Source organism: Rathayibacter sp. VKM Ac-2856, assembly GCF_013205055.1.
In the GTDB taxonomy this organism is placed as follows: domain Bacteria; phylum Actinomycetota; class Actinomycetes; order Actinomycetales; family Microbacteriaceae; genus Rathayibacter.
In genome coordinates, this window is the sequence record NZ_JABMLF010000002.1 from 464,665 (window position 1) to 476,364 (window position 11,700).

An 11,700-nucleotide genomic window follows, 5' to 3' on the forward strand; every position below is an offset into this window, starting at 1 on the left:
GCCCTGGCGGTGCACCTTCCGACAGGGCATCGCTCGCGCGGGGGCCGCTCGTAGGGTGGTCCACGACCGACCTCGACGAGCGGAGACGACGATGACCCAGGCATCCGACGGGGAGCGCCGCCAGGCGGTGGCGGGGCCGACCCGCCCGTTCGGCGACGAGGCGTTCGCGGACGACGGCGGCACGACGCTCCGCTGGCTCGGCATGGCCGGGTTCCTGCTCACCTCGCGCGGCACGTCGCTGATGATCGACCCGCTGCTCGGCGGCTTCGACATGCCGGTGCTGATCGACTTCCCGATCACCGCCTCCGCCGTGCCGCGCCTGGACGCGGTGCTGGTGACGCACAGCGACAACGATCACTTCAGCCGGCCGACCTGCCGCGAGCTCGCACCGGTCACGACCGCCTTCCACTCGACGCGCTACGTCGCCTCGGAGATGACGGCCGAGGGGCTGCCGGCCCACGGACACGGGATCGACGACGCGTTCGAGGTCGGCGGCGTCGGCGTCCGACTGACCCCCGCCGACCACGCCTGGCAGAACGCGTTCCCCGAGCCGGGGCAGCGCTTCTTCGAGGAGGAGGACGCCTGCGGCTTCTGGATCGAGACGCCCGACGGCACGGTCTGGGCGCCGGGCGACTCGCGGCTGATCCGCGAGCACCACCTGACCGGGCCGAGCCCGGACGTGATGCTCTTCGACTTCTCGGACAGCGAGTGGCACTTCACCTTCGAGGGCGCGATCGAGATGGCGGACGCGCATCCGACCGCCCAGCTGCTGCTGCACCACTGGGGCTCGGTCGACTCCCCCGACTTCGCGCCGTTCAACGGGGACCCCGCCGACGTGCTGCGCGCGGTCTCGCACCCGGAGCGGGTGCACGTGCTCGCGCCGGGCGAGGCCTACCGGCTGGGCTGAGGGGCACGGCCGGCGGAGGGGCCCGGCCGCCGCCGCGTCAGACCGCGGGCTGCGCGTCCGGGAGCAGCAGGGCGGAGCGGCGGCCGAGTAGCCAGACGGTGAGGGCGAAGCCGCTCAGGACGGCGCCGGCGAGGCAGACCGCGCCCCAGCCGCCGTGGGTCCAGAGGAAGGACGCGAGGGCCGAGCCGATCGCGCCGCAGACGAAGTTGGTGGTGACGAACGCGGTGTTGAGGCGGCTGCGGGCGGACGGGTCGACCTGGAACATCCGCGACTGCACCAGGATGTTGTGGCCCTGGATCGCGATGTCGAGCACCAGGATCGCGACGATCACGGCGACGATCGAGCCGCCGCCGAGGCCGCCGATCACCCAGGAGACGAGCACGGCCGCCCACGCGATGCCGATCACCGGGAGCGCGAGGCCGCGGTCGTGCAGGTGGCCGGCGCGCTGGGCGGCGATCGCGCCCGCGAGGCCGATCAGGCCGAAGAGCCCGATCGTGGCGACGTCGAAGGAGAACGGCGGGGCGCTGAGCAGGAAGGTCAGGGACGTCCAGAACATCGTGAAGACGGCGAAGGACGTGCCGCCGAGGGCGAGACTCCAGCGCACCGAGCGCTCGCGGCGGACGATCGCGAAGACGGAGGCGATCAGGGCCGGGTAGCGCAGTCGCGTCCGCGGCGGCAGGGACGGGATCGCCCGCGCGAGCAGGACGGCGAGGACGACTCCCGCGACCGCCGCGACGACGTAGACCGTGCGCCAGCCGGCGGCCTGCGCGATCAGTCCGCTGATCGTGCGGGAGACGAGGATTCCGGTCAGGATGCCCGAGACGACGGTGCCGACGACCCGGCCGCGGGTGGCGTCGTCGGCGAGGTCGCCGGCGAGCGGGGCGAGGATCTGGGCGGCGACGGTGGTCAGGCCGACGAGCGCGAGGGTCGCGACGAGCACGGCGAAGGTCGGGGCGAGCGCGCAGGCCAGCAGGGCGAGCGAGGCGCAGAGCATCGCGGCGGGGACGAGGACGCGGCGGTCGAGCACGTCGCCGAGGGGGACGAAGAGGAGGACGCCGAGGGCGTAGCCGAGCTGCGTGGCGGTGACGAGCCAGCCGGCGGATCCGGTGCTCGTGCCGAGGTCGGTGGCGAGGAAGTCGAGCAGCGGCTGCGCCCAGTAGAGGTTGCCGACGGCGACTCCGCCGGCGATCGCGAAGAGGAGGGTGGTGCGGCGGTTCACTCGGGGGTCCTGTCGGCGGGGGCGGTGCGGCGCGCGGGGGCGGAGGGGGCGGGCGGCTGCGTGGACTGCGCGGCCTGAGTCGCCGACCAGCTCGCGAGGAGCCGGAGCGCGTCCTCGCTCGGCGAGCCGGGCTCCGCGCTGTAGATCAGGAAGTCGAGACCGGGGTCGCCCAGCGAGTCGAACGCCTCGTAGCTGAGGTGCAGGTCGCCGACGATCGGGTGGTGGAAGTGCTTGCTGCCGCTGGCGTGGTGGCGCACCTCGTGGGCGCCCCAGCGGGTGCGGAACTCGTCGCTCCGGGTGGAGAGCTCGCCGACGAGCGCCTGCAGGTCGGCGTCGTGCGGGGCGCGGCCGGCCTCGGTGCGGAGGATGCCGACGGTGATGTCGGCGGCGGTGCTCCAGACCGGGTGGAACGCCTCGGCGAGTGCGCGCTGGAGGAAGACGAAGCGGGCGAGGTTCACCGGGCGCTCGGGCAGGGCGTAGAGGTCGGCGTAGAGCGCGCGGAAGAGGTCGTTCTCGACGAGGACGTCGAGGCGGCCGTTGCGGACGAAGGCGGGGGCGGAGGTGATCGACTCGACCGCGAGCCGCATGCTCGGGCGGACGGCCGCGGGCGCGCGCCGGCGGGAGCGCAGCGGCGAGCGCTCGGCCGCGCGGGCGAGATCGAGAAGGTGCTCGCGCTCGGCGCGGTCCAGGCGCAGGGCGTCGGCGAGCGCCGTGAGCACCGACTCGGACGCGCCGCGGAGGTCGCCGCGCTCGAGCCGCGAGTAGTACTCGATGCTCACTCCGGCCAGCTGGGCCACCTCGCTGCGGCGCAGGCCCGGGACCCTCCGCTGGCCGCCGCCGGGGAGCTCGACCTGCTCCGGGGTCAGCCGGGCCCGGCGGGAGGTGAGGAAGTCGCGCGCCTCGGGGTCGTTGGTCATGCCTGTCACGCTACGGCGCGGGGGCGGGGGGAGGGGTGTTCTGCGGGGGTACCGGTGGGCGCTGTCCGCGGTGACTCGGATCGCGTGGGTCTCGATACGCCCCTGCGGGGCTACTCGACCAGCATGCTCAGGGCGCGGGAATCCATGTTGATCGAGTAGCCCGCGGCGCGGGCGTATCGAGATCCACCGACGTCAGAGGTCGAGTTCGCAGACGCCCTGCGTATCGAGATCCACCGACGTCAGTGGTCGAGTCTGCAGACGCCCTGCGGCGGGGTCAGCCGCGGTCGAGGCGGGGGGCGGCGGCCAGGAGGCGGCGGGTGTAGGCCTCGCGGGGGGCGCCGAGGACGGCGGCGGCCGGGCCGGACTCGATGAGGCGGCCGTCGCGCATGACGGCGATGCGGTCGCTCATGTGGGCGATGACGCCGAGGTCGTGCGAGATGAGGAGCAGGGCGAGGCCGTGGCGGCGCTGGAGGTCGTCGAGGAGGTCGAGGATCTGCGCCTGCACCGAGACGTCGAGCGCCGAGACCGGCTCGTCGCAGATCAGGACGTCGGGGCGCGTCGCCAGGGCGCGCGCGATCGAGACCCGCTGGCGCTGCCCGCCCGAGAGGGTGCGCGGCGAGCGCCGCTCCAGCGATGCGGCCAGCCCGACGCTCTCCAGCAGGGCCGGCACCGACTCCGCCCCCGCGTCGCGCAGCAGCCGGCCGACGCTCCAGCGCGGGTCGAACGACGACAGGCTGTCCTGGTAGATCGCGCCGATCCGAGGGCGGAGCGGTCGCCGTGCGCGCTCGGTCGCCGCCGACCACGGGCCGCCGTCGAACTCGACCGTTCCGGCGTCGGGACGCCGCAGCGCGAGCAGCAGCCGGGCGACCGTGCTCTTGCCCGAGCCGGACTCGCCGACGAGCCCGAGGGTCTCGCCGCGGCGCAGCTCGAGGTCGACCGCGTCGACGGCGGTGCGGGTGCCGCCGCCGGGGCGCGGGAAGCGGGTGACGAGGTCCGTGGCGCGCAGCAGCAGCTCGCCGGGCGGCGCGGGAGGAACCACGGGCGCCGCGGGATCGGTGAGCCGCGAGCCGCGCGGGCGACCGGCCGGGACCGCGGCGACGAGGGTCCGCGCCTGGATCGACTCCGGCGACCGCAGCACGCGCTCCGCGGGTCCGTCCTCGACGACCCGGCCGTCGGCGAGCACCAGGATCCGGTCGGCGAGCCCCGCGACGACGGCGAGGTCGTGCGAGACCAGCAGCAGTGCCCGGCCGCGCGCCTTCTGCTCGGCGAACAGCTCCAGCACGCGCGCCTGCACGGTGACGTCGAGGGCGGTCGTCGGCTCGTCGGCCACCAGGAGCGGCGGGTCGAGGGCGATCGCGGCGGCCAGCAGCGCGCGCTGGCGGAGCCCGCCGGAGAGCTCGCCGGAGCGGTCGCGCATCCGCTCCTCCGGGTCGGGCATGCCGACGCTCGCGAGCACCTCGGCCACCCGCGCCGACGCCTCGGCCGCGGAGAGCCGGGAGTGCAGGCGCAGCACGTCGCCGATCTCGCGGCCGATCGGTCGGAGCGGATCGAGCGAGAGCAGCGCGTCCTGCGGCACGAAGCCGACGCCCGCTCCCCGGAGGCGGCGGAGCGCCCGCGCGCTCGCACCGATCACCTCCTGCTCGCCGACCCGGACCCTGCCGGTCGCCGTCCCCCCGCTGAGCCCCAGCAGGGCCCGCGCCGTGACGCTCTTGCCCGAGCCGGACTCGCCGACGATCGCGACGCACTCCCCCGGCTCGATGCGGAAGGACACCCCGTGCACGACCTCGACGCCGTCGAAGGCGACGCGGAGCCCCTCGACGACGGCGGCGCTCATCGCGCACCTCGCAGTCGCCCGCCGAGGACCGTCGTCGCGATCGTGGTCAGCACGATGACGAGCCCGGGGAACACCGTCAGCCACCACGCGCTCGAGAGGTAGGTGCGCCCGGCGGAGAGCATCGCGCCCCACTCCGGCGCCGGCGGCTCCGCCCCGAGACCCAGGTAGCTGAGCGCCGACGCCCAGACGATCGCCTGCCCGACGCCGAGGGTCGCCAGCACCGCGAGCGGGCCGAAGGTGTTCGGCAGCACGTGGGCGAGCAGGATCCGCGGCGAGGAGTGGCCGAGCACCCGCGCCGCCTCGACGTAGCCGGAGTCGCGGATCCCGAGCAGCTGCGTGCGCAGGATGCGCGCGTAGCCGGGCGCGGTGGAGAGGCCGACCGCGATCGTGGCGGGGACTACTCCGGGGCCCGTGACCACGATCACCAGGAGCGCGAGCAGCAGAGCGGGGAAGGCGAAGAGCACCTCGAGGATCCGCCCGATCGCGCCGTCGACGAACCGGCCGCCGAACGCCGCGGCGACCCCCAGCGCGGCGCCGAGCACGAGGCCGATCGCGGTCGCGCTGACGCCGATCAGCAGGGAGGCGCCGGCGCCCGCGATGAGGCGGCTGAGCACGTCGCGTCCGGACTCGTCGGTGCCGAGGGGGTGCGCGGCGGAGGGCGGGGAGAAGGCGTCGCGCGGGGCGATGGCGAGCGGATCGGCGGGCGCGAGGAGGTCGGGGGCGAGCGCCGCGACGAGCAGGAGGACGACGAAGACGAGGGCGATCAGCTCGCCGACGCGGAGGCGGCCGGAGCTCCTGCGGGCGGGGCGGGCGGCGCGCAGCTCGAGCTCGCTCATGCGCCGGCCTCCTGCGGGCGGGCGGCGGCGAGGCGCGGATCGACGAGGCGGGCGACGAGGTCCGTCGCCAGGGTCACCACGATGTAGGCGAGCGCGGTGACGAGCACGACGCCGGTGACCACGGGCACGTCGCGGACGGTCACCGCCGCGAGGAGCGTCCGGCCGAGACCGGGGCGGGCGAAGATCGTCTCGACCACCACGGCGCCGCCGATCAGGTAGCCGAACGCCCAGCCCGAGAGCGAGACGCCCGGCAGGACGGCGTGGCGGAGCGCGTGCCGCAGCCGGATGCCGAGCTCGCCCTCGCCGCGGGCGCGGGCCGCGAGCACGAACGGCGACTCGAGCGCATCGAGGAGGGAGCGGCGCATCACCTGGCCGAGGAAGCCGGCCAGCGGGATCGCGAGGGTCAGCGCGGGCAGCACGAGTCCGTTCGCGGAGCCGGTGCTGACGGGCGGGAACCAGCGCAGCGCGGTCGCGAAGACGGCGATCAGCACGGTGGCGAGCCAGAAGTGCGGGAGCGCGGCGGCGGTCAGCTCGAGACCGGAGCCGATCGCGGCGGCGACGCGGCCGCCGCGGGTGGACCAGAGCGCGGTGGCGAGGGCGAGGATCCAGGCGAGGGTCAGCGCGAGGGCGGCGAGGAGGAGGGTGCCGGGCAGCTGCTGGCCGAGGAGGTCGGCGACGGGGGTGCGCAGGGAGTAGGAGGTGCCGAGGTCGCCGCGGGCGAGGCGGCCGAGCTGGGTGAGGTACTGCACGATCAGGGGCTGGTCGAGGCCGTACTGCTCGCGGACGGCGGCGAGCGCCTCCGCGGACGCCTGCGAGCCGGGGCCGCCGAGGATCGCCTGCGCGGGGTCGCCGGGGATGAGGCGGATGAGGAGGAACACGGCCGTCGCGACCGCCCACAGCACCACGAGCGCGCCGCCGAGGCGCAGGAGCACGCGTCGGATCAACGGGGGGCTCCTTCCGGGGGGTCTCGATACGCGGCTGCGCAAATCATGCTGATCGAGTAGCCCTCGCAGAGGGCGTATCGAGATCCACCCTGCCGGACACGTGGGTCTCGATACGCCGCTGCGCGGCTACTCGACCAGCATGAGCGGCGGCTGCGCCGCTACTCGGCTGGTTCACCAGCATGGACGAGGGACGGGCCCGATCATGCTGATCGAGTAGCCCTCGCAGAGGGCGTATCGAGATCCACCCAGCTGCAGACGGCGGGTCTCGATACGCGGCTGCGCCGCTGCTCGGTCAGCATGCCCGGGCCGCCGCCGGGGGCGTCAGAGCCAGGCGTCCGCGAACCAGGGGGTCGAGACGGTGGCCAGGGCGGCGACGCCCTGCACGGCCGAGCGGTGCAGGTAGTGGTTCTGCTGGTCGTAGAGCGGCAGGATCCAGTAGCCCTCGAGCACGATCCGCTGCGCCTGCGAGTAGAGGTCGGCGCGCTCGGTCTCGTCGACGGTCGCGCTCGCCTGCTCCAGCAGGGCGTCGAGGGCGGGGTCGTTCACCTGGGCGTGGTTGGCGAAGTAGCCGCTCGGCGCCGGGGTGATGCCGGAGGACGCGTAGAGGGTGCGCAGGACGTCCGGTCCGACCTTCGTGTACGGCGCGCTGACCAGCTCGTACTCGTTCGCGGCGAGCGCGGTGTACCAGCTGGAGAGATCGAGCAGGCTGATCTGCACGTCGAAGCCCGCCGCCTTCGCCGACGCCTGGATCTGCTCGAACAGCGACTGCTCGGCGGGGATCGACTGGTTCGTGCTCACCGGCAGGCGCAGGACGAGCGGGGCGCCGTCCTTCTCGCGGATGCCGTCGCCGTCGGAGTCGACCCAGCCGGCGGTCTCGAGGAGGTCCTCCGCGGCGGCGATCTCGTCGTCCGATCCGGCGTCCTCGAAGAGCGAGGGGTCGGAGTACGCGGTGGCCTCGCTGCTCGACAGCGGCGAGTACGAGCGCTCGGCCGTGCCGAAGAAGAGGGAGTCGATGGCGTCGTTCACGCCGACGGCGCGGATGAACGCCTCGCGCACGCCCGCGTCGTCGAACGGCGCCTGGCCGGAGTTGAGCTCGAGGCGGTTGACCGAGCCGGGGCGCGGTGCGTCGATCTCGACGAGGTCGGAGGCCTCGGTCGCGGCCGCGAGCGTGTCGGGCTGGGCGTTGTCGATCACGTCGACCTCGCCCGCCTGGAGCGCCGCGTAGCGGGTGGCGGAGTCGGGGATGAAGCGCCAGGTGATGCTCGAGAGGTAGGCGGGGCCGTCGTGGCCGTCGCCGGTCGGGCCGGTCGAGGAGTCGTAGTCGTCGTTGCGGGTGAGGGTCACGTGGTCCTGCTTGACCCACTCCGTCACCGTGAACGGGCCGGTGCCGACGGGCGCCTCGCAGTTGGCCTCCTCGCCGCGGGCGATGCCGGCGGGCGACTGGATCGCGGTCCACGGCTGCGAGAGCGACTCGAGCAGCGCGCTGTCGGGGGCGCTGAGCGCGAAGCGGGCGACGGTGGGCGACACGGCGGTCACCGACTCGACCTTCGCGACGGCGAGGTAGCCGGTGGAGGACTTGGTCGCCGGGTCCTGCAGGTGCGCGATGTTGGCGGCGACCGCGTCGGCGTCGAGCGGGGTGCCGTCGGTGAAGGTCAGGCCCTCGCGGAGGGTGAAGTCGTAGCTGAGCGCGTCGTCCGAGACGGTCCACGACTCCGCGAGCCACGGGGTGATGGTGCCGTCGTCGCTGCGCGAGACGAGCGACTCCAGCACCTGGGTCGCGAGCAGCGCCTGCGGGTAGTTGCCGCCGACGTGCGGGTCGAGGCAGGTGGGCTCGGCGTCGCCGGTCGCGTAGGTGAGGACGCCGTCGGCGACGGGGGTGCCGGAGCCTCCCCCCGCATCGGCGCCGCCGTCGGAGGCGGTGCAGCCGGCGAGCAGGAGGGCGGAGACGGCGAGGACGGCGAGGGCGGGACGGCGCAGAGTCATGGCGGCTTTCGTCAGAGAGGGGAGCGCCGCGTTTCTTGGACCCGGCGCACTAAACGCTATCAGCGCGCCCCGCCCCCGTGCGGCGGTCCCCCGTTCTGCCCGCGCCCGCCCCTCCTCCCCTCCTCCCCCCGCCGCGAGATGCCACTTGTGTACGCGACACGCCGTGGGAAGCGCGCACAAGTGGCATCTCGCGGCGCGCGACAGGGCGAGCAGGGCGGGTGGGCGCCGGCGGTCAGCCGGTGGTGGAGGCGCGGACGACGAGCTCGGGCTGGAAGACGACCTGGCGGGGCTCGGACTCGAGGAGCAGCTCGACCGCGGTCGCGCCGATCAGGGCGCTGGGCTGGCGGATGCTCGAGAGCGGCACGATGGTCGCGGTCGCGAAGGCGATGTCGTCGTAGCCGATCAGCGCCACGTCCTCGGGGACGCGCACCTCGCCCAGCAGCATCAGGCCCTGCAGCACGCCGACGGCGAGCAGGTCGTTCGCGCAGAAGACGGCGTCGGGGCGATCGGCCGCGTCGCGCTCGGCCAGCGCGCCCCCCGCGGCTCGGCCGTCCAGCACGGTCAGGCCCGCGGTCGGGAGCACCTCGAGCGTCGCTCCGTCGACCGCCGCCACGGCCTCGCGCGCACCGGCGAAGCGGTCCGCGACCTGGCGGATCGACTCCGGCCCGCCGACCACGGCGATCCGCCGGCGGCCGAGCCCCAGCAGATGCTCGACCGCGAGCCGCCCGCCGGCGACGTCGTCGACCGCGACCGACGAGAACGCGCTGTCGCCCGACTCCCGGTCGACCAGGACGCAGGGGATGCCGTGCGCGCGCAGGCGGTCGAGCCGCGCCGACCCCTCCCCCTGCGGCGAGATCAGCACGCCGCTGACCCGCTGCTCCTCGAACAGATCGAGATAGGAGTCCTCGCGGTCGGCCTCGGCGTCGGTGCTCGCGAGGAGCACGGAGAGACCGGCCTCCGCGGCGCGCGCCTGGGCGCCGCGCGCGAGCTCGGCGAAGAACGGGTTGCCGGCGTCGAGCACGACGAGTCCGATGCTGCGGCTGCGGCCGGCGCGGAGCTGGCGGGCCGCGTCGTTGCGGACGAAGCCGAGCTCGGCGATGGCGGACTGCACGCGGCGGACGGACTCGGCGCCGACCTTCTCGGGGCGGTTCAAGACGTTCGAGACGGTGCCGACGGAGACTCCGGCGCGAGCGGCCACCTCGCGGACGCTGATGGACGGCACGTCGTCTCCTCTGGTCGTCCCGGTCGCGGGGCTGCGCACGGTCCGCGAATCATCTCATCCGGCGACCCCGGGGCGCGGGCCCCCCTCAGCAGGTCTTTGACAGGCCGGGAAGCGGGGCGATACGCTCGCCACACGGCGCTGTGAAACGATTCATACGGTGCCGCCCGGTCAGCGCCCGCCGCGCGAGTCCGGACCGCCCCGCACAGAAGGACCAGCACCGTGACCGACCTCAGCCCCGACGTCCTCCGCCAGCTCGAGCAGCAGGCGATCGAACTGCCCTCGTGGGCGTTCGGCAACTCCGGCACCCGCTTCAAGGTGTTCAGCACGCCGGGCACCCCGCGCACGATCCAGGAGAAGATCGCGGACGCGGCGAAGGTCAACGAGCTGACCGGCCTCGCGCCGAGCGTCGCGCTGCACATCCCGTGGGACAAGGTCGACGACTACGCAGCGCTGGGCGACTACGCGGCGTCGAAGGGCGTCGCGCTCGGCACGATCAACTCGAACACCTTCCAGGACGACGACTACAAGTTCGGCTCGCTCACGCACTCCGACCCGGTCATCCGCCAGAAGGCGATCGACCACCACCTCGCCTGCATCGACATCATGGACGCGACCGGCTCGCGCGACCTCAAGATCTGGCTCGCGGACGGCTCCAACTACCCGGGCCAGCAGGACATCCGCGGCCGGCAGGACCGCCTCGCCGACTCGCTCGCCGCGATCTACGAGCGCCTCGGGACCGAGCAGCGCCTCGTGCTCGAGTACAAGTTCTTCGAGCCCGCATTCTACCACACCGATGTTCCGGACTGGGGCACCTCCTATGCGCACGTCGCCGCGCTCGGCGACCGCGCCCTGGTCTGCCTCGACACCGGGCACCACGCGCCGGGCACCAACATCGAGTTCATCGTCGCCCAGCTGCTGCGCCTCGGGAAGCTCGGCTCGTTCGACTTCAACTCGCGCTTCTACGCCGACGACGACCTGATCGTCGGCGCGGCCGACCCGTTCCAGCTCTTCCGCATCCTCTACGAGGTCGTGCGCGGCGGCGGCTACGGACCGGACTCGCCCGTCGCCTTCATGCTCGACCAGTGCCACAACGTCGAGGACAAGATCCCCGGCCAGATCCGCTCGGTGCTGAACGTGCAGGAGATGACGGCACGCGCGCTGCTCGTGGACCGCGGGGCCCTCGAGGAGGCGCAGCTCGCGGGCGACGTGCTCGGCGCGAACGGCATCTTCATGGACGCCTTCTACTCCGACGTCCGCCCGGCCCTCGCGGCCTGGCGCTCGGAGCGCGGGCTGCCGGCCGACCCGATGGCGGCCTACGCCGCGTCCGGGCACGCGCAGGCTCTGGCGGAGGAGCGCGTCGGCGGCACGCAATCGAGCTGGGGCGCGTAGGTCTCCGCTGGCACGCGTGCACGGCTGAGGCTGGAGGCGCCGATCCGCTCGGGATTCTCGAGGGGTCGGGGCCTCCGGCCTTCGTCGTGTGCGGCGGGCGGGGGCGCACGGCGGCGGCGCACCGTCCGGCACGCGGAATCGACTCCGGCACGTCGAAACGGGCCGAATCCACGAGCCGGACACGGAACCACGAGCCGAACCTCGGCCGCCGCCACCTCCGGCACGCGAAACCGACTCCGGCACGCCGAAACAGCCTGATTCCACGAGCCGGACGCGGAACCACGAGCCGAACCTCGACCACCGCCACCTCCGGCACGCGAAACCGACTCCGGCACGCCGAAACACCCTGATTCCACGAGCCCGACACGGATTCACGAGCCGAACCTCGACCACCGCCACCTCCGGCACGCGAAACCGACTCCGGCACGCCGAAACACCCTGATTCCACG

At 74.0% G+C, this 11,700-nt stretch carries 9 protein-coding genes; 2 read left to right on the forward strand and 7 right to left on the reverse strand.

What is annotated here, in order from left to right; all coding sequences use genetic code 11:
• Nucleotides 1-91 precede the first annotated feature (91 nt).
• The gene (locus HQQ82_RS09155) at nt 92-907 is read left to right on the forward strand and encodes an MBL fold metallo-hydrolase (protein WP_173232711.1); all 816 of its coding nucleotides are present in this window, start codon (nt 92-94) and stop codon (nt 905-907) included.
• A gap of 37 nt (nt 908-944) precedes the next feature.
• Here HQQ82_RS09155 and HQQ82_RS09160 read toward each other — a convergent pair whose 3' ends face one another.
• From HQQ82_RS09160 to HQQ82_RS09190, 7 genes are all read right to left on the reverse strand, one after another.
• The gene (locus tag HQQ82_RS09160) at nt 945-2,126 is read right to left on the reverse strand and encodes an MFS transporter (protein WP_173232712.1); all 1,182 of its coding nucleotides are present in this window, start codon (nt 2,124-2,126) and stop codon (nt 945-947) included.
• Nucleotides 2,123-3,043, reverse strand: coding sequence for a helix-turn-helix transcriptional regulator (locus HQQ82_RS09165; RefSeq protein WP_173232713.1), 921 nt, complete (start codon nt 3,041-3,043; stop codon nt 2,123-2,125). The genes HQQ82_RS09160 and HQQ82_RS09165 overlap by 4 nt, the downstream gene beginning before the upstream one ends.
• A gap of 274 nt (nt 3,044-3,317) precedes the next feature.
• Entirely contained in the window at nt 3,318-4,877 is a 1,560-nt protein-coding gene (locus HQQ82_RS09170) for an ABC transporter ATP-binding protein (protein ID WP_173232714.1), read from the reverse strand.
• The gene (locus HQQ82_RS09175; RefSeq protein WP_173232715.1) at nt 4,874-5,713 is read right to left on the reverse strand and encodes an ABC transporter permease; all 840 of its coding nucleotides are present in this window, start codon (nt 5,711-5,713) and stop codon (nt 4,874-4,876) included. The genes HQQ82_RS09170 and HQQ82_RS09175 overlap by 4 nt, the downstream gene beginning before the upstream one ends.
• On the reverse strand, nt 5,710-6,657 hold the full coding sequence (locus HQQ82_RS09180; protein ID WP_254071353.1) for an ABC transporter permease: 948 nt from the start codon (nt 6,655-6,657) through the stop codon (nt 5,710-5,712). Before HQQ82_RS09180 ends, HQQ82_RS09175 begins: the two co-directional genes overlap by 4 nt.
• Before the next feature lie 321 nt (nt 6,658-6,978).
• Entirely contained in the window at nt 6,979-8,640 is a 1,662-nt protein-coding gene (locus tag HQQ82_RS09185; RefSeq protein WP_173232717.1) for an ABC transporter substrate-binding protein, read from the reverse strand.
• Nucleotides 8,641-8,872: 232 nt separating this feature from the next.
• Complete coding sequence (locus HQQ82_RS09190; protein WP_173232718.1) at nt 8,873-9,862, reverse strand: LacI family DNA-binding transcriptional regulator; 990 nt, start codon at nt 9,860-9,862, stop codon at nt 8,873-8,875.
• A 219-nt stretch (nt 9,863-10,081) separates the two neighbouring features.
• Between HQQ82_RS09190 and rhaI the strand changes: the two genes are divergently transcribed.
• Complete coding sequence (gene rhaI, locus HQQ82_RS09195) at nt 10,082-11,251, forward strand: L-rhamnose isomerase (protein WP_173232719.1); 1,170 nt, start codon at nt 10,082-10,084, stop codon at nt 11,249-11,251.
• Nucleotides 11,252-11,700 lie beyond the last annotated feature (449 nt).

Bases quoted from the DNA above. Each gene is read 5' to 3' on its own strand.
- HQQ82_RS09155 (WP_173232711.1), top strand. From the start codon at position 92: ATGACCCAGGCATCCGACGGGGAGCGCCGCCAGGCGGTGGCGGGGCCG.
- HQQ82_RS09165 (WP_173232713.1), bottom strand. From the start codon at position 3,043: ATGACCAACGACCCCGAGGCGCGCGACTTCCTCACCTCCCGCCGGGCC.
- HQQ82_RS09170 (WP_173232714.1), bottom strand. From the start codon at position 4,877: ATGAGCGCCGCCGTCGTCGAGGGGCTCCGCGTCGCCTTCGACGGCGTC.
- HQQ82_RS09175 (WP_173232715.1), bottom strand. From the start codon at position 5,713: ATGAGCGAGCTCGAGCTGCGCGCCGCCCGCCCCGCCCGCAGGAGCTCC.
- HQQ82_RS09185 (WP_173232717.1), bottom strand. From the start codon at position 8,640: ATGACTCTGCGCCGTCCCGCCCTCGCCGTCCTCGCCGTCTCCGCCCTC.